The organism is Pseudomonas brassicae, from assembly GCF_010671725.1.
GTDB lineage: Bacteria > Pseudomonadota > Gammaproteobacteria > Pseudomonadales > Pseudomonadaceae > Aquipseudomonas > Aquipseudomonas brassicae.
Genome location: NZ_JAAHBU010000252.1, coordinates 1 through 26,395, shown reverse-complemented (window position 1 = coordinate 26,395; position 26,395 = coordinate 1). Strand labels below are relative to the sequence as shown.

General features: G+C 64.0%; 18 protein-coding genes, 1 tRNA gene and 7 pseudogenes. 10 read left to right on the top strand and 16 right to left on the bottom strand.

Going from position 1 to position 26,395, the window contains the following annotated elements; all coding sequences use genetic code 11:
• Positions 1–55: 55 nt before the first annotated feature.
• Positions 56–1,080, bottom strand: a pseudogene (locus G3436_RS17270) (LacI family DNA-binding transcriptional regulator).
• Between the two features lie 210 nt (positions 1,081–1,290).
• Between G3436_RS17270 and G3436_RS17265 the strand changes: the two are divergent.
• Positions 1,291–2,628 (top strand): MFS transporter, encoded by a 1,338-nt coding sequence (locus tag G3436_RS17265; protein WP_163947301.1) that lies wholly within the window; start codon positions 1,291–1,293, stop codon positions 2,626–2,628.
• A gap of 13 nt (positions 2,629–2,641) precedes the next feature.
• Positions 2,642–3,994, top strand: a complete 1,353-nt coding sequence (locus tag G3436_RS17260) for an amidase (RefSeq protein ID WP_163947298.1) — start codon at positions 2,642–2,644, stop codon at positions 3,992–3,994.
• A gap of 9 nt (positions 3,995–4,003) precedes the next feature.
• Here the strand turns inward: G3436_RS17260 and G3436_RS17255 are convergent, their stop codons facing one another.
• From G3436_RS17255 to G3436_RS17210, 10 genes and pseudogenes are all read right to left on the bottom strand, one after another.
• Positions 4,004–5,170 carry a trans-sulfuration enzyme family protein gene (locus tag G3436_RS17255; RefSeq protein ID WP_163947296.1) on the bottom strand — a complete coding sequence of 389 codons (1,167 nt, stop codon included), beginning with the start codon at positions 5,168–5,170 and terminating at the stop codon, positions 4,004–4,006.
• Positions 5,167–6,543 carry a pyridoxal-phosphate dependent enzyme gene (locus G3436_RS17250; protein WP_163947293.1) on the bottom strand — a complete coding sequence of 459 codons (1,377 nt, stop codon included), beginning with the start codon at positions 6,541–6,543 and terminating at the stop codon, positions 5,167–5,169. Before G3436_RS17250 ends, G3436_RS17255 begins: the two co-directional genes overlap by 4 nt.
• Before the next feature lie 194 nt (positions 6,544–6,737).
• Positions 6,738–7,837, bottom strand: a pseudogene (gene ychF / locus G3436_RS17245) (redox-regulated ATPase YchF).
• Positions 7,838–7,858: 21 nt separating this feature from the next.
• Positions 7,859–8,443, bottom strand: coding sequence for an aminoacyl-tRNA hydrolase (gene pth / locus G3436_RS17240; protein WP_163947290.1), 585 nt, complete (start codon positions 8,441–8,443; stop codon positions 7,859–7,861).
• A 79-nt stretch (positions 8,444–8,522) separates the two neighbouring features.
• Positions 8,523–9,122: a 50S ribosomal protein L25/general stress protein Ctc gene (locus G3436_RS17235; protein ID WP_163947287.1), complete on the bottom strand. Its 600-nt coding sequence runs from the start codon at positions 9,120–9,122 to the stop codon at positions 8,523–8,525.
• Between the two features lie 138 nt (positions 9,123–9,260).
• Positions 9,261–10,201 (bottom strand): annotated as a pseudogene (locus G3436_RS17230) (ribose-phosphate pyrophosphokinase).
• Between the two features lie 47 nt (positions 10,202–10,248).
• Positions 10,249–10,323 (bottom strand) — tRNA-Gln (locus G3436_RS17225).
• Between the two features lie 34 nt (positions 10,324–10,357).
• A pseudogene (gene ispE, locus G3436_RS17220) lies at positions 10,358–11,201 on the bottom strand (4-(cytidine 5'-diphospho)-2-C-methyl-D-erythritol kinase).
• 1 nt (position 11,202) lies between these two features.
• Entirely contained in the window at positions 11,203–11,820 is a 618-nt protein-coding gene (gene lolB / locus G3436_RS17215; protein ID WP_163947284.1) for a lipoprotein insertase outer membrane protein LolB, read from the bottom strand.
• A gap of 4 nt (positions 11,821–11,824) precedes the next feature.
• Positions 11,825–13,551 (bottom strand): annotated as a pseudogene (locus tag G3436_RS17210) (tetratricopeptide repeat protein).
• 176 nt (positions 13,552–13,727) lie between these two features.
• Here G3436_RS17210 and hemA point away from each other — a divergent pair.
• From hemA to G3436_RS17180, 6 genes are all read left to right on the top strand, one after another.
• A complete protein-coding gene (hemA, locus tag G3436_RS17205) occupies positions 13,728–15,005 on the top strand; it encodes a glutamyl-tRNA reductase (RefSeq protein ID WP_163947281.1) in 1,278 nt (425 codons plus the stop codon).
• Entirely contained in the window at positions 15,002–16,084 is a 1,083-nt protein-coding gene (prfA, locus tag G3436_RS17200) for a peptide chain release factor 1 (protein ID WP_163947278.1), read from the top strand. Before hemA ends, prfA begins: the two co-directional genes overlap by 4 nt.
• Positions 16,085–16,915: a peptide chain release factor N(5)-glutamine methyltransferase gene (gene prmC, locus G3436_RS17195; RefSeq protein WP_163947275.1), complete on the top strand. Its 831-nt coding sequence runs from the start codon at positions 16,085–16,087 to the stop codon at positions 16,913–16,915.
• A complete protein-coding gene (locus G3436_RS17190; RefSeq protein ID WP_163947272.1) occupies positions 16,909–17,664 on the top strand; it encodes a molybdopterin-synthase adenylyltransferase MoeB in 756 nt (251 codons plus the stop codon). The genes prmC and G3436_RS17190 overlap by 7 nt, the downstream gene beginning before the upstream one ends.
• Positions 17,657–18,448, top strand: a complete 792-nt coding sequence (gene murI, locus G3436_RS17185) for a glutamate racemase (RefSeq protein ID WP_163947269.1) — start codon at positions 17,657–17,659, stop codon at positions 18,446–18,448. The genes G3436_RS17190 and murI overlap by 8 nt, the downstream gene beginning before the upstream one ends.
• A gap of 117 nt (positions 18,449–18,565) precedes the next feature.
• On the top strand, positions 18,566–19,087 hold the full coding sequence (locus G3436_RS17180) for an acyloxyacyl hydrolase (protein WP_163947267.1): 522 nt from the start codon (positions 18,566–18,568) through the stop codon (positions 19,085–19,087).
• Positions 19,088–19,138: 51 nt separating this feature from the next.
• Here the strand turns inward: G3436_RS17180 and G3436_RS17175 are convergent, their stop codons facing one another.
• The 5 genes and pseudogenes from G3436_RS17175 to G3436_RS17155 all read right to left on the bottom strand — a co-directional run bounded on the left by G3436_RS17175 (position 19,139) and on the right by G3436_RS17155 (position 24,250).
• Entirely contained in the window at positions 19,139–19,840 is a 702-nt protein-coding gene (locus G3436_RS17175) for an SDR family NAD(P)-dependent oxidoreductase (RefSeq protein WP_163947264.1), read from the bottom strand.
• Positions 19,841–19,849: 9 nt separating this feature from the next.
• A pseudogene (gene phrB, locus G3436_RS17170) lies at positions 19,850–21,280 on the bottom strand (deoxyribodipyrimidine photo-lyase).
• Positions 21,281–21,325: 45 nt separating this feature from the next.
• On the bottom strand, positions 21,326–22,204 hold the full coding sequence (locus tag G3436_RS17165) for a MerR family transcriptional regulator (RefSeq protein WP_163947261.1): 879 nt from the start codon (positions 22,202–22,204) through the stop codon (positions 21,326–21,328).
• The gene (locus tag G3436_RS17160) at positions 22,194–23,150 is read right to left on the bottom strand and encodes a YbgA family protein (RefSeq protein WP_163947260.1); all 957 of its coding nucleotides are present in this window, start codon (positions 23,148–23,150) and stop codon (positions 22,194–22,196) included. Before G3436_RS17160 ends, G3436_RS17165 begins: the two co-directional genes overlap by 11 nt.
• 113 nt (positions 23,151–23,263) lie before the next feature.
• Entirely contained in the window at positions 23,264–24,250 is a 987-nt protein-coding gene (locus G3436_RS17155) for an NAD(P)/FAD-dependent oxidoreductase (protein WP_163947257.1), read from the bottom strand.
• 186 nt (positions 24,251–24,436) lie between these two features.
• Between G3436_RS17155 and G3436_RS17150 the strand changes: the two are divergent.
• Together G3436_RS17150 and hemH are read left to right on the top strand one after the other, a co-directional pair.
• Positions 24,437–25,338 (top strand): annotated as a pseudogene (locus tag G3436_RS17150) (TIGR01777 family oxidoreductase).
• A gap of 12 nt (positions 25,339–25,350) precedes the next feature.
• Positions 25,351–26,367, top strand: a complete 1,017-nt coding sequence (gene hemH, locus G3436_RS17145; RefSeq protein ID WP_163947254.1) for a ferrochelatase — start codon at positions 25,351–25,353, stop codon at positions 26,365–26,367.
• The last annotated feature ends 28 nt before the right edge of the window (positions 26,368–26,395 follow it).

Below are 26,395 nucleotides of genomic sequence, written 5' to 3'. Positions count from 1 at the left end.
GTTAGTTCGGCGTTGCCAGCCTTGGAGGCCCGGCTTTTGCTGCGCGGTGGGGCCCTTACTGCGCGCCTGAGCTCGCTCGCACCTGCAACTGCGGCGTCAGGATGATCGACTCTGCCGGCTCACCCTGGATGCGCTTGAGCAATAACTCCACCGCATGCCGCCCCATCTCCGCCAACGGCAAGCGCACGCTGGTCAAGGGCACGATCAACTCATTGGCCAGCGGCGTGTCGTTGAAACCAACCACCGCAATGTCTTTCCCCGGCACCAACCCCTTGTCCCGCGCCGCCCCCATCAGGCCAATGGCAAGGAAGTCGTTCACCGCAAAAAATGCCTGCGGACGAGGGCTCAGCCCCAGCAGGTATTCACCCTGCTGGTGCCCGGTCAGGCTGTCGAAGGGGCCATTCAGGGTCCACTCCGGGCGCAACGCAATACCCTGCTCACGGTAGTAACGAGTAAACCCACGGGTACGGTCAGCCCCCGTCGACGCATGCCGCTCACCGGCCAGGATCGCCACATCGCGCCAACCCGACTGGTACAGGTGCTCGGCCGCGAGCCAGCCGCCCAGTTCGTCGTTGCTGCCCGCCGTCAGGTGCCCGGCAATCTGCCGGCTGACCAGCACGTAGGGAATGTGTTTGCGCGCCAGCAGCTCAAGCAACGGCTGCTGCTTGCCCACATGCGAGTCACCCACGATCAGGCCCGCCACCGAGCGGCGCAGTGCGTGTTCGGCGCGCGCCAGTTGGCGCGGTTGCTGGTCGTCGGTATTGGACACGAAGGTGAGGTAGCCGGCCTGCTCGGCAGCGCTGTCGATGCTGTCGTAGATGGTCGCCATCACCAGGTCAGTGAGGCGCGGCATCAGTACGCAGATCTCCTGACTTTTACGCAGTTTCAAGTTGGATGCCTGCGTGTTCGGCCGATAATCGAGCTCTTTGGCCAACGCGCGAATGCGCGCCACCACCTCGGCAGACGCCGCCCGCTCGACCCCGGCCGGTCGCCATTGAGGACCCGCGACACCGTCGAAACGTGTACCCCGAGTGCTGTCGCCATGGACTTGAGGGTGGCGGGGCGAGATGAATTGGGCATGTGTGAGCGGCTTCCAGGCATGGCGTGATTCAGCGCGCAATTCTACCCCAATCGACGCACAGCCCCTGAAACAAACCTTTACCCAAACGATTGACTAAAACTTTTTGCGTGGCTACATTCGCTCAACCAAACGTTTGGGTAACACAATAAAAATACGCCGGACGCGGCCGACTTTTTGACTTCTGCCATCATTTGAAGAGTCAGATACCTATGAACAGCCCAGCTATTGCGCGTTTCCGCTACCAGATTTTCTTCCTGATCATGCTGATGGCGCTGCTCAACTACATCGACCGTGGTGCGATTTCATACGCCTCGGCGAGCATTCTCCCGGAGTACGGTTTCGACAAGGCAGACTGGGGCAACGTCCTGGGCTATTTCGGTTACGGCTACATCCTCGGTGCACTGATCGGCGGCATCCTGGCCGACCGCTTCGGCGCCAAGCGCATCTGGCTGATCGCCGGCGCCACCTGGTCGATTTTCGAGATTGCCACCGCGTTTGCCGGTGACCTGGGCCTGGCGTTCATGGGCGGCTCGGCCATGGCCGGCTTCGCCACCATCCGTGTGCTGTTCGGCTTTGCCGAAGGCCCGGCCTACTCGGTGATCAACAAGAGCGTGGCCAACTGGGCCACGCCCAAGGAGCGCGGTTTCGTGGTGTCGGTCGGCCTGCTCAGCACGCCGCTGGGCGCCTTGCTCACCGCCCCGGTGGCGGTGGGCCTGCAGACCCTGACGGGCGACTGGCGCAGCATGTTCGTGGTGCTGGGTGTGGTCAGCCTGGCACTGCTGATCTTCTTCATGACGCGCTTCACCAACACCCCGGACGAAAACCCGCGGGTGTCCAAGGCCGAGCGCGAGTACCTGCGTCAGGAACGTGCCGCTGCCGCCAGCGCCACCACCCCGACCACCAGCGCCGCGCCGATCTGGCACTTCTTCAAGAACAAGGACCTGCTGCTCAACGCGGTCGGCTACTTCTCGTTCGTGTACGTCACCTTCCTGCTGCTGACCTGGACCCCCAAGTACCTGCAGGACGAGTTCCACTACAACCTGTCGTCGCTGTGGTACATGGGCATGATCCCGTGGACCGGCGCCTGCTTCACGGTGCTGCTGGGCGGCAAGATCTCCGACCTGCTGCTGCGCCGCACCGGCAACCTCAAGGTAGCGCGCAGTTGGCTGGCCGCGACCTGTCTGCTGCTGACCACGCTGTGCTTCATGCTGGTGTCGCAGGCGCAGACGGTGTGGGGCGTGATCGCCCTGATGACCCTGGCCAACGCACTCAACGCGCTGCCCAACTCGGTCTACTGGGCCGTGGTGATCGACACCGCACCGTCCAACCGCGTCGGCGCCTACAGCGGCATGACCCACTTCATCGCCAACACGGCCTCGTTCATCGCGCCGATGCTCACCGGCTACCTGACCGTGCGCTACGGCTACTCGTCGATGTTCGTGGCGGCGGCAGTGGCCACGGCACTGGGCATGAGCGCGATGCTGATGGTGCGCCCGGGCAGCCGCCAGGTTGCCGCGTCTCCTTCCTCTTCACCTGCTGCGGTTTGATGGAGTTGTCTGTATGAACCAGGCCAAGCCTTCCCACGCCGGATACTTTCTCGGCCTTTCGATCGCCACGCTGGCCGAGCGCCTGCGCGCCGGCCGCGTGACCTGCGTCGCGCTGACCGAGGCTGCCTTGGACAGCATCGAGCGTCTCAACCCGACCTTGAACGCCTTCGTCCACGTCGATGCGCCGGTGGCGCTGGCGCAGGCGCGCAAGGCCGACGCCCTGTTCGCCCAGGGGCTGGACCTGGGCCCGTTGCATGGCATACCGGTAGCGATCAAGGACAACATCGACACGTTCGACCACGTGACCACCTACGGTTCGGCGCATTTCGAAGGCTTTCGGCCCGGGCGCGATGCGCTGTGCGTGCAGCGCCTGCGCGAAGCCGGCGCGGTGATCGTGGGCAAGACGCTGACCCACGAGTTCGCCTATGGCCCCACCGGCGATCGCTCGCTGCAGGGCGCGGCCCGCAACCCGTGGGATGCGCGCTGCATCACCGGCGGCTCGAGCGCCGGCAGTGCGGCGGCGGTGGCCAGCGGCATGGTGCCGTTGGCACTTGGCACCGACACCGGCGGCTCGATCCGCATTCCCACGGCGTTGTGCGGTGCGGTCGGCTTCAAGCCGTCGTTCGCTGCCGTGCCGCTGCAAGGGGTGTTCCCGTTGTCATCGAGCCTTGACCACGTGGGCCCGATCGCCAACCACATCGACGATGCCCGGGTGCTGTTCGAAGTAGTGGCCGCGCGTACCTGTGCACCGGCCACCTTGAGCCGGCCGTTGCGGGTGGGCTGGATCGAGCCAGGTACCTTCGGGCCGCTCGACGCCGAGGTTCAAGGGCAGGTCTACCAGGCCGCGCAGCAGCTGTTTGGCGATGCACTGGAGCCCACTGCCGAGCTGGCGCCGCTGGTGGCGGAACTCAAGGACACCTTGCTGACCCTGCAACGCGCCGAGGCGTACGAGGTGCATGCCGAGCGCATGCAGGCGGCGCCGCAGTTGTTCGAGCAGGAGGTACGCGAGCGCCTGGAGCTGTCGCGTGAGGTCAGGGGCTGGCAGTACATCCGCGCCCAGGCCAGCCAGGCCCGGCTCAAGGCGGCGATGGCGCGGCTGTTCGAGCGCTATGACGTGCTGGTGTCGGCCAGCGTGCCGATTGTGGCGACGCCGGTGGATGCGCGCGAGGTGCAGGTGGGGGAGCAGCGCATCGACGTACGTGCAGCCGTACTCAGCCATACCAGCGCCTGGAACCTCACCGGGCTGCCCGCCATCAGCCTGCCGGCGGGGCTGGTGCGGGGCATGCCGGTGGGGTTGCAGGTGATCGGTGCCGCCGGTGCCGACGATCGCCTGCTGCAGGTGCTGGCGCAGCGCTACGTGCGCTGAGCAATGGGTTCAGATCTGCGCCAGCGCCTGAGCCAGGTCTGCGCGCAGGTCGTCGACGTCTTCCACGCCCACCGACAGGCGCACCAGCGTGTCGCTGATACCCAGCTCGGCACGGGTGTGGGCTGGGATGGTGGCGTGGGTCATGATGGCCGGGTGCTCGATCAGGCTTTCGACGCCGCCCAGGCTCTCGGCCAGGGCAAACAGTTGCACCTGTTCCAGAAAGCGTCGGGTGCTGTCCAGATTGCCCTTGAGTTCGACCGAGATCATCCCGCCGAAGCCGTGCATCTGCTGTTTTGCCAATGCATGTTGCGGATGCGAGGGCAGGCCGGGGTAGTAGACCCGCGCCACCTGCGGCTGCGCCTCAAGCCACTGCGCCAGCGCCAGCGCATTGCTGCAATGGCGCTCCATGCGCAGGGCCAGGGTCTTGATCCCGCGCAGGGTCAGGAAGGCATCGAACGGCCCGGCAATCGCGCCGACGGCGTTCTGTATGAAGCCCAGGCGTTCGGCCAGCTCGGGGTTGTTGCCGACCACCGCAACACCGCCGATCACGTCGGAATGCCCGTTCAGGTACTTGGTGGTCGAGTGCACCACGATATCGAAACCCAGTTCCAGCGGGCGCTGGATCCACGGGCTGGCGAAGGTATTGTCGGCCACGCACAGGATGCCGCGGGCGCGGCACACACGGGCGATCGCGGCCAGGTCGCTGAGGCGCAGCAGCGGATTGCTCGGGGTCTCGATGCAGACCATGCGCGTGTCGTCCTGCAGCGCAGCTTCGAAAGCGGCCAGGTCCGACAGGTCGACGAAGCTGAAGCGGTGCCCGGCGCTGCGCCGGCGTACCCGTTCGAACAGGCGAAAGGTGCCGCCATACAGGTCATTGCCTGAGACTACATGCGCCCCGGCATCGAGCAGTTCGAGCACCGCCGAGATCGCTGCCAGCCCCGAGGCGAAGGCGAACGCCTGGGTGCCGCCCTCAAGGTCTGCCACGCAGCGCTCCAGCGCCCAGCGCGTGGGGTTGTGCGAGCGCCCGTAGTCCAGGCCCTTGTGCACGCCGGGGCTCTGCTGCAGGTAGGTGGAGTTGGCGTAGATCGGCGGCATCAGCGCGCCGGTCGAAGGGTCGGGCGATTGACCGGCGTGGATCACGCGGGTGGCAAAAGCGGTCTTGTCGTGCTGGGTCATGGCAGTGCCTTGCGCAAGTGATTGAGCAGGTCGACACGGGTGATCAACCCGTGAAAGCCCGAAGTGTCGGCGATGATCGCCACCAGCCCGCGGTCCAGCTCGGCCTGCAGTTCAGCCAGGCTGGCGGTGGGCGGCAGGGTTTCGAGCTGGTCGGTCATCGCGCTGGCGACGCTCAGCGAGAAGTGCGAGGGGTCTTCGTGCATGCCCAGCAGGATGTCGGATTCGTCGATCACGCCGACCAGGCGCTGGCCGTCCACCAGTACAGGCAGCTGCGATACGTCGGCCAGGCGCATGCGCTGGAAGGCCGTGAGCAAGGTGTCGTCGGGGCGCACGCTGATCACCCGGCCGTCTTCGAAGCGCCGCGCGATCAGGTCGCGCAGGTCACCATAACGGGTGCGCTGCAGCAGGCCCTGATCGGTCATCCATTGGTCGTTGTAGACCTTGGACAGGTAGCGCGTGCCGGTGTCGCAGACAAAGCTGACCACGCGCTTGGGCTCGGTCTGCTCGCGGCAGTAGCGCAGCGCCGCTGCCAGCAGGGTGCCGGTGGAGGAGCCACCGAGGATGCCTTCGGCGCGCAGCAGTTGGCGGGCGTGGTCGAAGCTCTCTTCGTCGCTGATGGAGTAGGCCTGGCGCACGCTGGACAGGTCGGCAATCGAGGGGATGAAATCTTCGCCGATGCCTTCCACGGCCCATGCACCTGGCGTGATCAGGGTGCCGCTGCGGCTGTACTCGGCCATCACCGAGCCGACCGGGTCGGCCAGCACGATCTCAAGGTCTGGCTGCACGCGCTTGAAGAACCGGGTCAGGCCGGTGAGGGTGCCGGCCGAACCGACGCCGACCACGATGGCGTCCAGGTCGTGCTGGGTCTGGGCCCAGATCTCCGGGGCGGTGCTGCATTCGTGGGCCAGCGGGTTGGCGGGGTTGTTGAACTGGTCGGCGAAGAAGGCGTCGGGTATGTCCTGCGCCAGGCGTGCGGCCACGTCCTGGTAGTACTCGGGGTGGCCCTTGCCGACATCCGAGCGGGTGATGTGCACCTCGGCGCCCATGGCCTTGAGGTGCAACACCTTTTCGGTGGACATCTTGTCGGGCACCACCAGCACCACGCGATAGCCCTTGGCGCGGCCCACCAGTGCCAGGCCCAGGCCGGTGTTGCCGGCGGTGGCCTCGACGATGGTGCCGCCGGGGCGCAGACGCCCGTCGCGCTCGGCGGCATCGATCATGGCCAGGCCGATGCGGTCCTTGATCGAGCCGCCGGGGTTCTGTGATTCGAGCTTGAGCAGCAGTGTGCACGGGCCGGTATCGAAGCGGCTCACGCGCACCAGCGGGGTGTTGCCGATCAGGGCAAGCACGGCGGGGCTGGAGGGGTTGGGCATGTCGTCACCTCGCAACGGGCAGGGGCAGCGCAGGTCGTACGTCGCTTGTACCCTAGGCGCTGATTGCCGGGCTCGCAACCGCGGGCAGCCAGGTGGTCGCGCTGGGCACGCGGCGCAGAAACACAAAACCCCGTCTCACAAGGTGAGTACGGGGTTGTGGTTGCAGCAGTGCTTGGCGCAGCGCGGCGGGCGGATCAGACGTTGAAGCGGAAGTGCATCACGTCACCGTCCTTGACGATGTAGTCCTTGCCTTCCAGGCGCCATTTGCCGGCTTCCTTGGCGCCGCTTTCACCCTTGAACTGGATGAAGTCGTCGTAGGCGATCACTTCGGCACGGATGAAGCCTTTCTCGAAGTCGGTGTGGATCACGCCCGCGGCCTGTGGCGCGGTGGCGCCGACGCGAACGGTCCAGGCACGCACTTCCTCGACACCGGCGGTGAAGTAGGTCTGCAGGTGCAGCATCTCGTAGCCGGCGCGGATCACGCGGTTCAGGCCAGGCTCTTCCAGGCCCAGGGCCTCGAGGAACATGTCCTTCTCTTCACCGTCGTCCAGCTCGGCGATCTCGGCTTCGATCTTGTTGCACACCGGCACCACGACCGCGCCTTCTTCTTCGGCAATGGCCTTGACCACGTCCAGCAGCGGGTTGTTCTCGAAGCGTCTTCGGCGACGTTGGCGATGTACATCACCGGCTTGGTGGTCAGCAGGTGGAAGCCACGGATCACGGCCTTTTCGTCCGCGCTCATGTTCTTCATCAGGCTGCGCGCCGGCTTGCCTTCGGTGAAGTGGGCGATCAGTTGCTCGAGCAGGGCCTTCTGCACGACGGCGTCCTTGTCACCGCCCTTGGCATTGCGCGCGACCTTCTGCAGTTGCTTCTCGCAGCTGTCGAGGTCGGCGAAGATCAGCTCCAGGTCGATGATCTCGATGTCGCGCTTGGGGTCGACGCTGTTGGAGACGTGAATCACGTTCTCGTCTTCGAAGCAGCGCACCACGTGGGCGATGGCATCGGTTTCACGGATGTTGGCCAGGAACTTGTTGCCCAGGCCTTCACCTTTGGAGGCACCGGCAACCAGGCCCGCGATGTCGACGAATTCCATGGTGGTCGGCAGGATGCGCTTGGGGTTGACGATGGCCGCCAGGGCCGCCAGGCGCGGGTCGGGCATCGGCACGATGCCGCTGTTCGGCTCGATGGTGCAGAAGGGGAAGTTCTCTGCCGCGATGCCCGATTTGGTCAGGGCGTTGAACAGGGTGGACTTGCCGACGTTGGGCAGGCCGACGATGCCGCAATTGAATCCCATGGTGAATCCCTCTTCGTGGAGTCAGGCCTTTTGGCTGTGCAGCTCTCTCATCGCACGCGTCCAATCGCCGGCGAGGATGTCCGGCAGCACGCCGAGGGCAAAATCGATACTGGCGTCGAGCTTTTCCTGCTCGGCGCGGGGCGCCTTGCCAAGGACAAAACCGGATACCTTGCTGCTGTCACCCGGGTGGCCGATGCCAAGCCGCAGACGGTGAAAGTCTTTGTTGTTGCCCAGCTGCGCAATGATGTCGCGCAAGCCATTGTGCCCACCATGGCCGCCGCCTTTCTTGAGCTTGGCGACGCCGGGGGGCAGGTCGAGTTCGTCGTGGGCCACCAGGATGGCGTCTGGCGCGATGCGGAAAAAGTTCGCCAGGGCCGCGACCGCTTGGCCGCTACGGTTCATGTAGGTGGTGGGGATCAGCAGACGAACGTCTTGGCCTTGATGGCTGAATTTAGCCGTCAAGCCGAAATACTTGCGATCAGCGGTCAGGTTGACACGCTGTGCGCTGGCAATGCGTTCCACGAAAAGAGCCCCTGCGTTATGCCGGGTCTGTTCGTATTCGGGGCCGGGGTTTCCCAGGCCGACGATCAGTTGGATGGCGGTCACGTCAGGGGCTCTTCCTTGGAGTTGTGGGCCACAGCGCTAAGCGTACTGTGGCCCGGGCAACGCCGGCGTGCCGAGTAGATTACTCAGCAGCGCCTTCTGCAGCTTCAGGCGCAACACGCGGAGCGTGAACGTTGGCAACAGCCAGGTCGTTGCCGTGAGCCAGAGCGACGAACTCGACGCCTTTCGGAGCCTTGAGGTCCGACAGGTGAACGATGGTGCCGACGTCGGCCTTGGCCAGGTCGACTTCGATGAACTCAGGCAGGTCTTTGGCTTCGCAGGACACTTCGATCTCGTTCAGGGTGTGCGAGATTTCGCCACCTTTCTTGACCGCTGCTTCTTCGTTGACGAAGTGCACAGGAACGATGGCGGTCAGCTTCTGGCCAGCAACAACGCGCACGAAGTCGGCGTGCATGATGAATTGCTTGGCTGGGTGACGCTGCATGGCCTTGACGATGACGTTTTGCTTGACGCCGTCAACGTTCAGCTCGATCACGTGGCTGTAGGCCGCTTCGTTTTCGAACAGCTTGGCGATTTCCTTGGCCACGATGGTCAGGGATTGCGCTTCTTTGTCGCCACCGTATACAACGGCAGGGATCTGGGCGGCGAGACGACGCAGGCGGCGGCTCGCACCTTTCCCCAGGTCGGTACGCGCTTGGGCGTTCAGAGTGAAATCAGTCATTTTGTATCTCCAAAATAGCCAGACCCGGCAGGCGTTTGCGACCAGCGCCAAACCCGGGAGGGCAAAAAAGCCCCGCCCCAACAACAGGTGCTGGGGCGGGGCGCTTTACGTCAACGTGGTGTCGCGAGGGCAGTACCCTCAGCGGAACATCGCGCTGATCGATTCTTCGTTGCTGATGCGGCGAACCGCCTCGGCCACGACCGGTGCAATATCCAGTTGACGGATACGGTCACAGGCTTGTGCTGCAGCGGACAGCGGGATGGTGTTGGTCACCACCAGTGCGTCCAGCACGGAGTTTTCGATATTCTCGATCGCGCGACCCGACAGTACAGGGTGCGTGCAATAGGCGTAAACCTTTGCCGCGCCGTGTTCTTTCAGGGCCTTGGCCGCATGGCACAGGGTGCCGGCGGTGTCGACCATGTCGTCGACGAGAATACACGTACGTCCTTCGACGTCGCCGATGATATGCATCACTTCGGAGTGATTGGCTTTCTCGCGGCGCTTGTCGATGATACCCAGGTCGACACCCAGCGACTTGGCAACGGCACGTGCACGCACGACGCCGCCAATGTCCGGGGACACGATCATGAGGTTCTCGAAACGCTGGTCTTCGATGTCATCCACCAGAACGGGGGAGCCGTAGATGTTATCTACCGGAATATCGAAGAACCCCTGGATCTGGTCAGCGTGCAGGTCGACCGTGAGAACACGGTCATCCCGACGACGGTGAGCATGTCAGCGACCACTTTGGCGCTGATGGCAACACGCGCCGAACGCGGACGGCGATCTTGGCGGGCATATCCGAAGTAAGGAATCACGGCAGTGATTCGAGACGCTGAGGAGCGGCGGAAGGCATCTGCCATCACCACCAGTTCCATCAGGTTATCGTTGGTTGGCGCGCAAGTCGGCTGAATAATGAAAACGTCTTTACCGCGAACATTTTCATTGATCTCAGTGCTGATTTCGCCGTCGGAGAACTTACCGACAGAAACGTCACCGAGAGGGATATGCAGCTGACGTACGACACGCCGAGCCAGATCGGGGTTGGCGTTCCCCGTAAAGACCATCATCTTGGACACGCGCAGTACCTGAAGGCTGAGGGTATACCTGGATGAGTATAGGAAAATGGCAGGGGCGGCTGGATTCGAACCAACGCATGGCAGGATCAAAACCTGCTGCCTTACCGCTTGGCGACGCCCCTGTATCTGTTGCTGCGAGTACCTGGTACTCGATTCCTAGAGCAGGCTCTGTAGTGTGCGATGCAACATCGAAACGTTGCTTCCCTTTGCTACAAACCCTGATTGGGTATCTGCAAGAAGGGCCAAAACTTTATCAGCTTCAGCTTTGCTTGGGAAGGCCCCAAACACACAACTTCCAGTTCCGGTTAGTCTAGCATCCGTGAATTTGCTAAGCAGATTCAGTGAGTTACGTACTTCTGGGTAACTCTGCTCTACCACCGGTTGGCAGTCATTTCGACTGTTTCCCTTGGGAACGGGGCGCATCTTAAGGGGCAGCGAATCACGTGTCAACAACGGATGCGAAAAAATTTCTGCTGTACTTACAAATACTTGCGGCACCAGCACGACATACCAGGGTTCTTCGGGGTCGACAGGGGTGAGCTTTTCGCCCACGCCTTCGGCAAATGCCGCGTGGCCACGCACGAAAACCGGCACGTCGGCGCCCAGGCTCAGGCCCAGTTCGGCGAGCTGATCTTCGCTGCAGCCCAGTTGCCAGAGGTGGTTCAGGCCAAGCAGGGTGGTGGCGGCATCCGAGCTGCCACGCCGATGCCGCCGCCCATGGGCAGGATCTTCTGCAGGTGGATGTCCACGCCCTGGGTGCAGCCGGTCAATTGCTGCAGCTTGCGCGCCGCACGCACGATCAGGTTGCTTTCGTGAGGCACATCCTTGAGGTCGCTGTGCAGGTGGACCTGGCCGTCGTCACGCAGATCGAAACTCAGCTCATCGGCGTAGTCGAGGAACTGGAACAGCGTCTGCAGCTCGTGATAGCCGTCGGGGCGCGTCCGAGAATGTGCAGCATCAGGTTGAGCTTGGCCGGGGCCGGCAGTGTCAGTGCATGCATGTCAGTGCCCCAGTTGGCGTGGCTGCCAATCCTTGACCACCACGGTCACGTCGATGTCCTGCCCGTGCAGCTTGAGGCGCTCGGGCAACCAGTAGCCGTTCTGTTCGGTGTAGCTCAGGTATTCGACGCTCCAGCCATCCTGCTTCAGGCCGGCCAGGCGGCTGTCGCCGTCGAGGGTCAGCTGGCTCTTGCTGTCGGGGGCGGGCAGGCCGCGTACCCACCACACCAGGTGCGACACCGGCAGCTTCCAGCCGAGCTGTTCGGCCAGCAGGCTTTCCGGGTCTTGCGCCTCGAAGCGGCCCTGGTTGGCCACTTCCAGCACCACACCGCCCGGGCGCCCGGTGAGTCGCGCCGCGCCGCGGCCCAGCGGGCCGGACAGGCGAATGTCGTAGTAGTCCTGGCGTTGCAGCCAGAACAGGGTACCGCTGCCGGAGTCTTTCGGCGCGCGGATACCCACCTTGCCGTTGATCTGCCAGCCATCCAGGGTGCTCAACTGCTGTTTGTGCGCGCGCCACAGTTGCGGGCTGCCCTGGCCCTGCAAGGCCTCGCGGGAGCCGAAGCCGGCACAGCCGGCAAGCATGGCGATCAGAATGAAGGTGATGCAGTGGCGCAGGAACATAAGCTTATAAAGTCTCGGATCCGGTCAGGCGCAAGACGGTCTTGCGCAGAATAGGGCTATCGGGCTGGCCTTCGAAGGCCTTGGCCCAGACCTGGCGGGCTTCGCGGCGCTTGCCGTTGGCCCACAGCACTTCACCCAGGTGGGCCGCCACTTCGTGGTCGGGGAAGCGCTCCAGTGCCTGGCGCAGCAGGCGTTCGGCTTCGTCGAGGTTGCCCAGGCGGTAATTGACCCAGCCCAGGCTGTCGAGCACGGCGGGGTCGTCGGGGCTGATCTGCAAGGCTTTCTCGATCAGGCCCTTGGCCTCGGCATACCGGCTGGTGCGATCGGCCAGGGTGTAACCCAGGGCATTGAGGGCCATGGCGTTTTCCGGCTCGCGCTGGATGATGCTGCGCAGGTCCTTTTCCATCTGGCCGAGGTCATTGCGCTTCTCGGCGAGCATGGCGCGGGTGTACAGCAGGCTGAGGTCGTCGGGGTACTGCTTGATGCCCCGCTGCAGGACCTGGATGGCCTGGGTGTCCTTGTCATTGTTGCCCAGGGTTTCAGCTTCGATCAGGTACAGCTGGATCGCGTAGTCGGGCTGCGCTTCGCGGGCTTCAGCGAGGCGGCGGCCGGCTTCGTCGGTACGGCCGTTGGCAATCAGGATGTCGGCCTGGCGCAGTTGTGCCGGCAGGTAGTCGTTGCCCGGGCCTACCTGGGCGTACTCGGCCAGGGCGCCCTCGGTATCGTTGCGTTCTTCAAGGATGCGCCCCAGGTTGAGGTGCGCGGCATCCACATGGCTGTCGCGCTCGATCAGTTCCTGCAGGTAACCGGTGGCTTCGTCGAACGCCTTGGCCTCAAGGCTGACCAGTGCCAGCGAATAGCGCAGTTCGTCGTCTTCGGGGTATTGCTGTAGCAGGCTGGCGAACTCGACCTTGGCGTCATCGACGCGGTCCTGCTCCACCAGCATGCGCGCATAGGTCAGGCGCAGGCGCTTGTCGTCCGGGTAGCGGGCGATGGCCTTGCGCAGCAGCGGCAGGGCTTCGGGGCCGCGGTCCAGGCTTTGCAGCAAGCGTGCGCGCAGCAGGATCGGCGCGATTTCATCGTCGGCCGGCGGATGGTCTTCAAGCAGGCTCAGTGCTGCCTGCGAGTTGCCATCCTGTTGCAGCAACAGCGCCTTGCCGAACACCAGCTGACTGTTGTCGGGGTATTTCACCAGCAGCCGGTCGAAACTTTTTTGCAGGCCGTCGCGGGTGTCCTGGTCGGTTTCGGCCGCCGACAGCGCAAGAAAGTCGAAATGCGTGTCGCCCTGGCCCTGCAGGACCTTCTCCATGTACACCATCGAGTCGTCATAGCGACCGCTGCGCGCCAGCTGAATGGCGGCGGCGCGCTGGGCGTCGAGGCTGTCGGGCGCATTTTTGGCCCAGATCAGTGCGGTGTCGAGGGCGGCCTGGTCGGCGCCCAGGTACTCGGCGATGCGAAACGCGCGCTCGGAAATACCCGCGTCCTGGGTGCTGATCGCCTGGCTGACATAGTTGTCCAGCGCAATGTCGAAGCGGTTGCGCTGCCCGGCCAGTTCTGCGCTCAGCAGGCTGTACACGGTTTCCTGGCTGAACGAGCCGTAGACCGTGGGCTTGGCTGCAACGGTCGGCGTGGCGTCATCGGCCGGCGGCGTGGCATCACGGCGCCCGGGGTCAGCGTCTGGCAGCCCTGGAGCAGGGCAAAGGCGAGGATTAACGCGGAAGATCTATTCATATAGGGGATTTGAGCGGCTTACCTGCGGTCGGATCATCATGACACAAGGATCATGGCAAACCCATCGTCGATGGGGCTTTTGGATACAGACTATAGAGACAATAACGAGCGGTGGTTGTTCTCGATCCAGCGAAGTAGGACAATTATCGGCTTCTCGTCACAATCAGCGACCTTGAATGGCCTTTCTTGCCCTCGGTATCAACCATAAGACTGCCTCGGTAGACGTACGCGAGCGCGTGGCGTTTACGCCCGAGCAGCTGGTCGAAGCCTTGCAGCAACTCTGTCGACTGACCGCCAGCCGCGAGGCTGCGATCCTTTCGACCTGCAACCGCAGCGAACTGTACATCGAGCAGGACCACCTGGCGGCGGACAGCGTGCTGCGCTGGCTGGCCGATTATCACAAGCTCAGCCTCGAAGAGCTGCGTGCCAGTGCCTACGTGCACGAGGATGACGCGGCGGTGCGGCACATGATGCGGGTGGCCTCCGGGCTCGACTCGCTGGTGCTGGGCGAGCCGCAGATTCTCGGCCAGATGAAGTCTGCCTACGCCGTGGCCCGCGAGGCCGGCACCATCGGTCCGCTGCTGGGGCGCCTGTTCCAGGCCACCTTCAGTGCTGCCAAGCAGGTGCGCACCGATACCGCCATCGGTGAAAACCCGGTATCGGTGGCGTTTGCCGCCGTGAGCCTGGCCAAGCAGATCTTCAGCGACCTGGGGCGTAGCCAGGCGCTGCTGATCGGCGCCGGCGAGACCATCACCCTGGTGGCGCGTCACCTGCACGAGCAGGGCGTGCGCCGCATTGTGGTGGCCAACCGCACGCTGGAGCGCGCCAGCACGCTGGCCGAGCAGTTCGGTGCGCACGCGGTGCTGCTGGCCGATATCCCGCAGGAACTGGTCAACAGCGACATCGTCATCAGTTCCACCGCCAGCCAGTTGCCGATCCTGGGCAAGGGCGCGGTGGAAAGCGCGCTGAAGCTGCGCCGGCACAAGCCGATCTTCATGGTCGACATCGCCGTGCCGCGCGATATCGAGGCGCAGGTCGGCGAACTCGATGACGTGTATCTGTACACCGTCGACGACCTGCACGACGTGGTCGCGGAAAACCTCAAGAGCCGCCAGGGGGCCGCGCAGGCCGCCGAAGAGCTGGTCACGGTGGGTGCCGAGGACTTCATGCTGCGCCTGCGCGAGCTGGCAGCGGTGGACGTGCTCAAGGCCTACCGCCAGCAAGGCGAACGCCTGCGCGACGAAGAGCTGCAAAAGGCCCAGCGCCTGCTGGCCAATGGCAGCAGCGCCGAAGAGGTGCTGGTGCAACTGGCCCGCGGCCTGACCAACAAATTGCTGCATGCGCCCAGCGTGCAACTGAAAAAGCTGTCTGCCGAAGGCCGCCTCGATGCGCTGGCCATGGCCCAGGAACTCTTTGCCCTCAATGAAGGCTCCACGGATAAAACCCCGCAATGAAAGCGTCGCTGCTGAATAAACTGGATACGCTCCAGGACCGTTTCGAGGAACTGACCGCCCTGCTGGGGGATGCCGAAGTCATCTCTGACCAGACGCGCTTTCGCGCCTATTCGCGTGAATACGCCGAGGTCGAGCCGGTGGCGGCTACCTATGCGCAGTGGCGCAAGGTGCAGGACGACCTGCAAGGCGCCCAGGCGCTGCTCAAGGACAGCGACCCGGACCTGCGTGAAATGGCCGTCGAGGAGGTGCGCGAGGCCAAGGAACAGCTCGCGCTGATCGAAGGCCAGTTGCAGCGCATGCTGCTGCCCAAGGACCCGAACGACGGGCGCAACGTGTTCCTCGAAATACGCGCCGGTACCGGTGGTGACGAAGCGGCGATTTTCTCCGGCGACCTGTTCCGCATGTACTCGCGCTATGCCGAGCGCCGTGGCTGGCGGTTGGAGATCCTCTCGGAGAACGAAGGCGAGCACGGCGGCTACAAGGAAATCATCGCCCGCGTCGAGGGCGACAGTGTGTACGGCAAGCTCAAGTTCGAGTCGGGCGCACACCGTGTGCAGCGCGTGCCGGAAACCGAATCCCAGGGCCGTATCCACACCTCCGCGTGCACCGTGGCGGTGCTGCCCGAGCCCGACGAACAGGTGGCCATCGAGATCAACCCGGCCGACCTGCGGGTCGACACCTATCGCTCCTCCGGTGCCGGCGGCCAGCACGTCAACAAGACCGACTCGGCGATCCGCATCACGCACTTGCCCACCGGTATCGTGGTCGAGTGCCAGGAAGAACGTTCGCAGCACAAGAACCGCGCCCGCGCGATGTCGTGGCTGTCGGCCAAGCTCAACGACATGCAGAGCAGCGCCGCGCAGAACGCCATTGCCAGCGAGCGCAAGCTGCTGGTGGGGTCGGGCGACCGCTCCGAGCGCATCCGTACCTACAACTATCCACAGGGCCGGGTCACCGATCACCGCATCAACCTGACCCTGTACTGCCTGGACGAAGTCATGGCCGGTGGGGTGGAGGCGGTGATCGAGCCGTTGCTGACCGAATACCAGGCCGATCAACTGGCTGCACTGGGTGAATAAATGACGATTATTGCCAGCCTGCTGCGCGGTGCGCAGTTGCCGGACTCGCCGACGGCGCGTCTGGATATCGAATTGCTGCTGGCCGCAGCCATCGGCCAGTCGCGCAGCTACCTGCATACCTGGCCCGAGCGCATTGTCAGCAGCGAGGCGGCGCAGACGTTCGCCAGTTACTTGCAGCGGCGCAGCGCCGGTGAGCCGGTGGCCTATATTCTGGGGCAGCAGGGCTTCTGGAAGCTCGACCTGGAAGTTGCACCGCACACGCTGATCCCAAGGCCCGATACCGAGTTGCTGGTGGAGGCCGCATTGCAGTTGCTGCCGGCCACCGCCGTGTCGGTACTCGACCTGGGCACCGGCAGCGGCGCCATTGCCCTGGCGCTGGCCAGCGAACGCCGCGCCTGGCATGTCACGGCGGTGGACCGGGTGCTTGAAGCGGTGGCGCTGGCCGAGCGCAACCGTCAACGCCTGCAACTGGACAACGTCACGGTGCTTTGCAGCCACTGGTTCAGTGCGCTGGCCGAGCAACGTTTTGCGCTGATCGTCAGCAACCCGCCCTACATTGCCGAACAGGACCCGCATCTGGTCGCCGGTGATGTGCGCTTCGAGCCCAGCAGTGCACTGGTGGCCGGCAGCGACGGGCTCGACGACCTGCGCCTGATCATCGCCCAGGCTGCGCAGCACCTGCTGCCGGGCGGCTGGCTGTTGCTGGAGCATGGTTACGATCAGGCTGCGGCCGTGCGCGAATTGCTGGCCGGGCATGCCTTCGAGCAGATTGAAAGCCGCGTCGACCTCGGCGGGCACGAGCGTATCAGCCTGGGGCGCCTGGCATGCTGAACGACGAGGAGCTGTTGCGCTATAGCCGGCAGATCCTCCTCGCGCAGGTGGACATCGACGGTCAGCTGCGGCTCAAGCAGAGTCGTGTACTGATCGTCGGCCTCGGCGGCCTCGGTTCGCCGGTGGCGCTGTACCTGGCCGCGGCAGGGGTGGGCGAACTGCACCTGGCCGATTTCGACAGTGTCGACCTGACCAACCTGCAACGCCAGATCATGCATGACAGCAACTCGGTAGGCATCAGCAAGGTCGATTCGGCGCTGGCCCGGCTGGGCACGCTCAACCCGCAGGTCGCACTGTTCGCGCACCGCCACGCGCTGGATGAAGACTCGTTGGCCCACGCCGTGGCTGCAGTCGACCTGGTGCTCGACTGCAGTGACAATTTTGCCACCCGCGAGTCGGTGAATGCTGCCTGTGTAGCGGCTGGCAAGCCGCTGGTCAGTGGCGCTGCGATTCGCCTGGAAGGGCAGTTGTCGGTGTTCGACCCGCGTGATCCGCTCAGCCCCTGTTACCACTGCCTGTACGGGCATGGCAGCGACGCCGAGCTGACCTGCAGCGAGGCCGGAGTATTAGGCCCGCTGGTGGGCCTGGTCGGCAGCCTGCAGGCGTTGGAGGCATTGAAGCTGCTGGCCGGGTTCGGCCAGCCACTGGTGGGCCGCTTGTTGTTGGTGGATGCGCTGGGCAGTCGCTTCCGCGAGCTGCGGGTCAAGCGCGATCCGGCCTGCAGCGTGTGTGGCGGTCGGCATGCGTGAAGCGCCAGTAGGGGTGTTCGATTCGGGGGTTGGCGGCTTGTCGGTGCTGGCCGAGATCAGCCGCCTGCTGCCTGACGAGTCGCTGCTGTATGTGGCGGACTGCGGGCATATCCCCTACGGCGAGAAGTCGCCCGAGTTCATTCGCCAGCGCTGCCGCCTGGTTGCCGATTTCTTCCAGCAGCAGGGTGCCAAAGCCATGGTGCTGGCGTGCAACACTGCCACGGTTGCGGCGGTGGCCGATTTGCGCGAACGCTACCCGCATTGGCCGCTGGTGGGCATGGAGCCGGCGGTCAAGCCGGCGGCGGCGGCCACCCGCAGTGGTGTGGTCGGGGTGCTGGCCACCACCGGTACGCTGCAAAGCGCAAAATTTGCCGCCCTGCTCGACCGTTTTGCCAGCGATGTGCGTGTAATCACGCAGCCGTGCCCCGGGCTGGTGGACCTGATCGAGACGGGCGAACTCGACAGCCCGGCGTTGCGCCAGTTGCTGCGCAGTTATGTCGAGCCGTTGCTGGCGGCGGGCTGCGACACGCTGATCCTGGGTTGCACCCACTACCCGTTTCTCAAGCCGCTGCTGGCCGAGATGGTGCCGTCGACCGTGGCCATCATCGATACCGGCGCCGCCGTGGCCCGCCAGTTGCAGCGCCTGCTGCACGAGCGCGGGCTGCTGGCAGCGGGGCCGGCGCAGCCTGCCCAGTTCTGGACCAGCGCCAGTGTGCAGCACCTGCAAGACATCCTGCCTTTGCTCTGGAGTGGCTCGGGCCGCGTGCGACGCTTGGCAATGTAAAAAAAGTGTGAAAAGCCACTTTGTTTTGCTGAACTAACGTACCGCTGCCGATTTCTACTAACTTGTCTGATGAGACAAAGAAATCACAACAGAGTCTTAAGAAAAAGGATGTTTCTCATGAAGAAACTGCTTGGCTTGGCTGTGCTTGCAGCCGTTACTTTGGGGCAATCCTTCACCACCGCCAGCGCCGCTGACGCGTCTTTCTCCGTGGGCCAGACCGGCGACTCGACCATGGTCTATCGCCTGGGCCTGCAGTCGAACTGGGATGTCAGTTGGTGGCAGACCCGCGTGGGGCGCATCACCGGCTACTGGGACGGCGCCTATACCTACTGGGACGGCGACAAGACGGCCAGCAACCACAGCCTGTCGTTTGCACCGGTGTTCGTCTATGAGTTTGCCGGCGAGTCGGTCAAGCCGTATATCGAGGCCGGTATCGGCGTGGCAGCGTTTTCCAGCACCGAACTTGAAAGCAACCAGTTGGGGTCATCGTTCCAGTTCGAGGACCGCATCGGATTCGGCCTGCGCTTTGCCGGCGGGCATGAAGTGGGGGTGCGCGCCATCCACTACTCCAACGCGGGTTTGCAGACCCCCAATGACGGGGTGGAAAGCTACGCATTGCACTACCGCATGCCGCTCTGACGGCGCGACTTCACAACAAAGGCCCTGACGCGCAAGCGCAGGGCCTTTTTTTCAGCTGGGCAGCGGCCACAGGGTGTCAGCCGAAAGTGCTTCCAGCACCAGCCTTTCAGGGTGTTGCGCCAACCGCTGCAGGATCGCCTGTGCGGCTTGCTGCGCGGTCCACGCCTGGGGCGTGGCCAACGACGCGGTGACCGGATGCTGCACGGTTTGCGGTGCTACCACTGTCAGCGCAATGCCGTGCTGATGCAGCACGTCGCGGGCGCCCTCGAACACCTGCACCAGATTGTTGGTCGGACGGGCAGGGCGGTCGGGGTCGCGTAGTTGCAGCGAGGAAATGCGGTTGAGTACACCGACCACGTGCGGCGCGTGGCCGACGCGCAGCAACGGCGTTGCCGCGTCCAGGCAGTGGGTGGCGGCGGCCAGATTGCTACGCACGATCTGCTCCATGAACGCACCGCCCAAGGGCACGTCCAGGTAATCGCACGTACCGGCATTGATGATCAGGCTATCGAGTGCCTGCCAGTGCTCATAAAGCCTGGCGCAAGCCTGTTTGACGGTCAGCGGGTTGGTCAGGTTGCCCACCACTACCAACAGTTGGCCCGGGAAACGGGTCTGCAGTGTGCGCGCCTCGTCGGCCTTGCGCACACTGAGTGCCACTTGGCTGCCGTGTTCCAGCAACGCCTCGGCCAAGGCGGCGCCAAGCCCGCTGCTCCCACCGGTAATCCAGATACGACGAGAACAGTTGCTGGCCACGGTGAACCCTTATGTATCGTTGCGCTTGGGTAAGTGTTTGAAAGCATCCAGTGCACGAAAACGACTGCGACCTAAGTCTACAATCGCTGAAGGGTAGTTATCCACTGCAAAAAATAGTTCACCGCAATTATGCGGTAAATGGATGGATTTATTATCGAGTTTGGCGCGTTCTGGTAGCCAGTGGCGCAAAAATGTGCCTTTGCTGTCAAAACGCTGGGACTGGCTGACAGGATTGAAGATGCGAAAGTACGGCGCGGCGTCGGTGCCAGTCGATGCGCTCCACTGCCAGCCACCGTTGTTGGCTGCCAGGTCGCCATCGATGAGGTGTTGCATGAAGAAACGCTCGCCCTCGCGCCAGTCGATCAACAGGTTCTTGCTCAGAAACATCGCGACGATCATCCGCAGGCGGTTATGCATCCAGCCCGTGGCCAGCAACTGACGCATGGCGCATCCACGATGGGGATGCCGGTGCGGCCCTGTTGCCATGCCAGCAGGTCTTCGGGGGCGTGGCGCCAGGGCAGTGCTTCGGTCTCGACGCGGAATGCGCGATGCCGTGATACCCGCGGATAGCCGACCAGGATGTGTTTGTAGAACTCGCGCCAAAGCAGTTCATTGATCCAGGTCACGGTACCGGCATTGCCGCTGTCGAATTCGCCAAGATTCCCCGCCAATGCCGCGTGCAGGCATTGCGCGGGGAAATGACCCCGGCAGCGAGGTACGCCGACAGCTGGCTGGTGCCCGGTACGGCGGGCAGGTCGCGCTGCAGCGGATAGTCCTGCACGGCTTCGTCGAGGAAACGGCTCAGCCGGGCACTGGCCTCGTCTTCGCCCGCCGGCCAGAGCTCGCGCAGTGCTGGTGCAGGGGGTTCGAAGCCCTGTACGCGGGCCGGAAGCTCGTCGCTGGCGATGCCCAGTGCGGCTTGCGCCGCGGGTACGCTACGCGGGCGGGCAAGCCCAGGTGCAGGCGCTCGTAGCACACCTTGCGAAACTGGCTGAATACCTGGAAGTACGTGCCGGTGCGGGTCAGGATGCTGCCGGGCTTGAACAGCAGTTGGTCGAGGTAGCTGTGTACCTGAATGCCCGCCTGCTGCAAGTGGGCATGCACGGCCTGGTCGCGGCGTTGTTCGTGCACGCCATACTCTTCGTTGAGGTGCACGGCACTCACAGCATAGTGCTGGCACAGGCTCAGCAACGCCTGAGGGGCATCGGCCCACTGGTCGGCAGCGCGGATCAACAGCGGAATGTTCAGCTCAGCGAGCGACTGGCGCAGGCTGTGCAGGTTGCGCAGCCAGAAGTCGACCTTGCACGGTGCATCGTCGTGCTCCAGCCATTGACTGGGGCTGACAAGCCACACGGCCAGGGTCGGGCCGCGGCTGCAGGCGGCGGCCAGCGCTGTATTGTCGTGAATACGCAAATCGTTACGCAGCCAGAGCAGTTGCATAGTAAGTCCTGATTTCTAGAAGGGGGCGTCGGTCGGGCAGGTGTTTCAGGTGGGCAGATGCTTGAGCACCGCCAGCGGGGAAACCAGCAAACGGACCGGGTCAAGGCCTGTCAGCTCATCCTGGAGGGCCTGTTGATGCACCGTGACAGCACTGCCGACCAGCAGCGTCGGTACATCGATCACGCTCAGGCTACGCAGCACGTCACGCGTGTCGATCACGGTATTCAGGCACATCACCAGGCTGCTGGGGTGCAGGCGTTGAACGGCCAGTGCCAGCTCGGGTGGTGGCAGCGGCCAGTCGAACACCTCGACCGGGCAGCCGGCATCGCTGGCCAGCCACGCGCACAGCCACAACTGAGGGTCGAACGGCAGGGGGCTGGCGTTGATCAGCAACATCGGGGCACCCGACAGCTGACGGTTGTTGTGATACACCCGCACCCCAAGCTTGCTGCGCAACCAGGAGTGGAAGAACACCTGCTCCATGCGCGCGGCGTTGTGCCCGTGCCAGCGCACCTCCAGTTGTTCGAGCAGCGGCAGTATCAATTGCTCGCACAGGGTGGCAGCGGGGTACAGCGCCATGGCCTGGTTGAATTGCTGGTCGAGGCGGCGCTCGGCCAGTTCGGCAATGCTGTCGATCAACTGCGCGTGCAGCACGTGCCAGTCATCGCTCTGGGTGGGCGGTTTTGTATTGGGCGAAGCGTGCAGCAGCGGCTTGACCTGGCTTACGGCGATGCCACGGTTGAGCCAGTGCAGGATCTGGCGAATGCAGTGCACGTGTTCGGCGCTGTACAGGCGGTGCCCCTTGCTGGTGCGTTGTGGCACCACCAGCCCGTAACGCCGTTCCCAGGCGCGCAGGGTGACCGGGTTGACCCCGGTCAGGCGCGTGACTTCGCGGATGGGCAGCAGGTCGTGTTCAGATGGCATTGCGCAGGCTCAGGCCTTCCGGATGCGGCTGCAGGTAGACCTGCTGCATCAGGTAAGGATCGGGGTGGTGGCGCAGGTGATGCTTGAGCAAGGTAAGTGGCACCACCAACGGCACGACGCCGGCCTGATACTGGTCGATCAATGCGCGAATCTCCTGTTTGTCGCGGGGGTCGAGCACACGGCGCAGGTAGCCGCTCAGATGCATCAGCACATTGCCATGGGTGCCGCGGCTGGCGCAGCGGCCCAGCGCCTTCATCAGCTGGCTGAAGTACTCGGGGCCGATCTGCTCGGGGTCATCGCCGCGCTGCATGCTGCCCAGCAATTTGCCGAGCACCTTGTACTGCTGTGGGTTATGCGCCATGAGCTGGTACTTGTAGCGTGCGTGAAACGCGATCAGGCCGTGTCGGCTCAGGCCGCTGGCCAGCAGGTGTTGCCAGTCGGCATAGGCGTACACGCGGGTGATGAAGTTTTCCCGCAGTACCGGGTCGCAGAGCCGCCCGTCTTCCTCGACCGGCAGGTCAGGGCGCAGTTCGCAAAAGCGTGCGGCGTACAGGCCGCGTCCGCCTTCGGCGGCCGGATAACCGTTGTCTTGGTACACCTTGACCCGCTCAAGCCCGCACGAGGGAGACTTGTGCATGAAAATGTAGCCGCAGATATCGGGCAATTGAGCCGCCATCTGCTCGCCGTAGGCACCCAGCGCATCGCTGACATCCAGGGCACTGTCGCGACTGCCCACTGCGCGGGGCTGCGCCGGGTCGCCCACCAGGCGGATGGCCGCACGGGGGATGCCAAGGCCGATGGCAACCTCGGGGCATACGCTGATGAAATCGAAGTAGTCTGCCAGCACCTCGGTGCACAGCCGCGATGCCTTGTGACCGCCGTTGTAGCGGACTTCCTCGCCCGCAAGACAGGCGCTTATGGCAATTTTCGGTTTGTGCGTCGCCATGGAAAACTCTCGACTAAAATCTATACAAAAATAAAATCATGTACAGCCTTGGTCATCATAGATAACAGGCTGTACAAGTCAAATATTCTGTAGAACGTCAATCAGCCAGGTGCTCACTCAAGGTGTTCGAGCAGGCGGCGTGCCGCTTCCTGGCCGCTGAGCCAGGCGCCTTCCACACGTCCCGACATGCACCAGTCGCCACAGGCATAGAGGCCCAGGTCGGCATCGGCCAGGGCGCCCCATTCATGGCTCACTGACGGGCGCGCGTAGAGCCAGCGGTGTGCGAGGGTGAAGCTCGGCGCGGGCACGGCGCAGCCCACCAGTTCGGCGAAGTTGCCCAGCAAGTGCTCGATCACGGCTTCCTTGGACAGGTCGATGTGCTGCTTGCTCCAGCTGGCGGTGGCGTGCAGCACCCAGGTGTCGAGTTTTTCGTCGCGCCCAGGCTTGCTGCGGTTGCGCGCCAGCCAGTCGAGGTCGCTGTCCTGCACGAAGCAGCCTTGCATCGGCGTATCCAGCGGTGTTTCGAAGCCCAGGGCAATGGCCCAGGTCGGCTCCATCTGCACGCTGGCCGCCATGCCTGCCAGCTTGGTGGTGGCAGCCAGCAGTTGCGTGGCCTGGGGCGCGGGCACCGCAATGATGACCCGGCTGTACGGCCCATGGCTGCAGCCTTCGGTGTCTTGCAGGTGCCAGTACTGCTTGCCGCGGAACACTTCGGCGATGCGGCAACTGAAGTTGACCGTGACATCCTTGAGCAGGCCCCGGGTGATCGCGCTCATGCGCGGCACCCCGACCCAGCGTACCTGTTCATCCGGCGACGGGCTCAACTGACCGTCGCGGTAGTTGTACAGCTGCGGCTTCCACTCGGCCACCCAGCCCTTGCCCTGCCACGCCTGGACCTGCTCGACGAAGCGGCGGTCACGGGCGGTGAAGTATTGCGCGCCCAGATCCAGCGCACCGGCGTCGCTGCGTTTGCTGGCCATGCGCCCACCGCTGCCATGGCCCTTGTCGAACAGGTGCACGGTCTGCCCGGCCTTCTGCAGGGCCTGGGCGGCGGACAGGCCGGCAATGCCGGCACCGATGATCGCAATAGGTACAGTCATGATGGCCTCTTCGAACCTTTTTGGGGGAGCCTGCGCTGACGGAGCTAACCTGTACAATATCCTAATTCTGTATAAGATGATCCCGCTCGTTTTTACAGGTTGGCCTATGTTTATCCGAGAGCGTTCGGTCAAAAAAGTGCCTTGATCTTAAAAATAGACCAGCGCGCGCCATGTGAGGGCACAGCCATGCATATATTGCTGACCGGTGGTACGGGATTGATCGGCCGACACCTCTGCCGCTACTGGCTGGACCAGGGGCATCGCCTCACGGTCTGGAGCCGGCGGCCGGAGCAGGTCGCGCCGTGTGTGGCGCCGGTGTGCGCGGTATTGGCCGCTTGGATGAACTGGGTGATGAGCCACTGGATGCGGTGGTCAACCTGGCAGGCGCGCCGATTGCCGATCGGCCCTGGACATCGGCGCGGCGCGCGCAGCTGTGGGCCAGCCGCATCACCCTCACCGAGCAACTGGTTGCCTGGTTGCAGGGCCGGGCGCAGCGGCCCGCCGTGCTGATTTCGGGCTCTGCAGTGGGTTGGTATGGCGATGGCGGCGAGCGCGAGCTGACCGAGCGCTCGCAGCCGGTCAAAGAGGATTTTGCCAGCCAGCTGTGCATCGCCTGGGAAGAGACGGCCCTGGCCGCCGAAGCCCTCGGGATACGTGTGGTGCTGGTGCGCACCGGCCTGGTGCTGAGCAGCGAGGGCGGCTTTTTGTCGCGCCTGCGCCTGCCGTTCAAACTCGGCCTGGGCGGGCCGATTGGCGAGGGACGGCAGTGGATGCCGTGGATTCATCTGCAGGACGAAATCGCCCTGATTGATTTTCTGTTGCAGCGCAGCGACGCCAGCGGTCCTTATAATGCCTGCGCGCCGGAGCCGGTGCGCAATCGCGAATTCGCCCGACGCCTGGGGCGTACGCTGCATCGGCCGGCGTTCATGCCACTGCCGGCACTGCTGTTGCGTGCCGGGCTTGGCGAATTGTCCGTGTTGCTGCTGGGTGGCCAGCGGGCGCGTCCGGTGCGTTTGCTGGCGGCGGGCTTCACGTTCCGTTTCAACGATGTGCAATCGGCGCTGGATGAATTGTCCACGCGCCTCTGAAAAGGATGTTGCATGACCGATCATGCTCTGCTGCTGGTCAACCTGGGTTCACCGGCTTCTACCTCTGTCGCCGATGTGCGTCGTTACCTCAACCAGTTTCTGATGGACCCGTATGTGATCGACCTGCCGTGGCCGGTGCGGCGCGTGCTGGTGTCGCTGATCCTGATCAAGCGTCCGGAGCAGTCGGCACACGCGTACGCCTCGATCTGGTGGGACGAGGGCTCGCCACTGGTAGTGCTGACCCGGCGTTTGCAACAGGCCATGCACGCACAATGGACCCACGGGCCGGTGGAGATCGCCATGCGCTACGGCGAGCCATCGCTATCGACCGTTGTGCGGCGGCTGGCGGCGCAGGGTGTGCGCAAGGTGACTCTGGCGCCGCTGTATCCGCAGTTTGCCGACAGCACCGTGACCACGGTGATCGAGCAGGCCAGGGCGGTGGTGGCTGAACACAAGCTGGACCTGCAGATGCCGGTGTTGCGCCCGTTCTATGACCAGCCGGCGTATATCGACGCACTGGTGGCGAGTGCGCGGCCGTACCTGGAGCAAGACTTCGATCACCTGTTGCTGAGTTTTCACGGCTTGCCTGAGCGGCACTTGAAGAAGCTCGACCCTAGCGGCGCGCATTGTTTCCAGAATGCCGACTGCTGTCGCACCGCGTCGCCCGAGGTGCTTGCGGTGTGCTACCGCGCCCAGTGCCTGCGTACCGCGCAGCTGTTCGCGCAGAAAATGGGGCTGGCCGATGGCCAATGGTCGGTCTCGTTCCAGTCGCGATTGGGACGGGCCAAGTGGATCGAGCCCTATACCGAGGCACGCCTGGATGAGCTGGGCAAGGCAGGGGTGAAGAAGCTGCTGGTGATGTGCCCGGCGTTCGTCGCCGACTGCATCGAGACGCTGGAAGAGATCGGTGATCGCGGGCGCGAGCAGTTTGTCGAGGCGGGCGGGGAGGAGCTGGTGCTGGTGCCGTGCCTGAATGATCACCCGCAGTGGGCGCAGGCGCTGGCGCAGTTGTGTGAAGCGGCGGGTTAGCGTTCAGCCTGTACCGCCCTCTTCGCTG

What these genes read in the sequence shown, in the direction of transcription:
- G3436_RS17265 (WP_163947301.1), top strand. Translation starts at nt 1,291, where the DNA reads ATGAACAGCCCAGCTATTGCGCGTTTCCGCTACCAGATTTTCTTCCTG.
- G3436_RS17260 (WP_163947298.1), top strand. Translation starts at nt 2,642, where the DNA reads ATGAACCAGGCCAAGCCTTCCCACGCCGGATACTTTCTCGGCCTTTCG.
- G3436_RS17255 (WP_163947296.1), bottom strand. Translation starts at nt 5,170, where the DNA reads ATGACCCAGCACGACAAGACCGCTTTTGCCACCCGCGTGATCCACGCC.
- G3436_RS17250 (WP_163947293.1), bottom strand. Translation starts at nt 6,543, where the DNA reads ATGCCCAACCCCTCCAGCCCCGCCGTGCTTGCCCTGATCGGCAACACC.
- G3436_RS17235 (WP_163947287.1), bottom strand. Translation starts at nt 9,122, where the DNA reads ATGACTGATTTCACTCTGAACGCCCAAGCGCGTACCGACCTGGGGAAA.
- lolB (WP_163947284.1), bottom strand. Translation starts at nt 11,820, where the DNA reads ATGTTCCTGCGCCACTGCATCACCTTCATTCTGATCGCCATGCTTGCC.
- hemA (WP_163947281.1), top strand. Translation starts at nt 13,728, where the DNA reads ATGGCCTTTCTTGCCCTCGGTATCAACCATAAGACTGCCTCGGTAGAC.
- prfA (WP_163947278.1), top strand. Translation starts at nt 15,002, where the DNA reads ATGAAAGCGTCGCTGCTGAATAAACTGGATACGCTCCAGGACCGTTTC.
- prmC (WP_163947275.1), top strand. Translation starts at nt 16,085, where the DNA reads ATGACGATTATTGCCAGCCTGCTGCGCGGTGCGCAGTTGCCGGACTCG.
- G3436_RS17190 (WP_163947272.1), top strand. Translation starts at nt 16,909, where the DNA reads ATGCTGAACGACGAGGAGCTGTTGCGCTATAGCCGGCAGATCCTCCTC.
- murI (WP_163947269.1), top strand. Translation starts at nt 17,657, where the DNA reads ATGCGTGAAGCGCCAGTAGGGGTGTTCGATTCGGGGGTTGGCGGCTTG.
- G3436_RS17180 (WP_163947267.1), top strand. Translation starts at nt 18,566, where the DNA reads ATGAAGAAACTGCTTGGCTTGGCTGTGCTTGCAGCCGTTACTTTGGGG.
- G3436_RS17165 (WP_163947261.1), bottom strand. Translation starts at nt 22,204, where the DNA reads ATGCCATCTGAACACGACCTGCTGCCCATCCGCGAAGTCACGCGCCTG.
- G3436_RS17160 (WP_163947260.1), bottom strand. Translation starts at nt 23,150, where the DNA reads ATGGCGACGCACAAACCGAAAATTGCCATAAGCGCCTGTCTTGCGGGC.
- G3436_RS17155 (WP_163947257.1), bottom strand. Translation starts at nt 24,250, where the DNA reads ATGACTGTACCTATTGCGATCATCGGTGCCGGCATTGCCGGCCTGTCC.
- hemH (WP_163947254.1), top strand. Translation starts at nt 25,351, where the DNA reads ATGACCGATCATGCTCTGCTGCTGGTCAACCTGGGTTCACCGGCTTCT.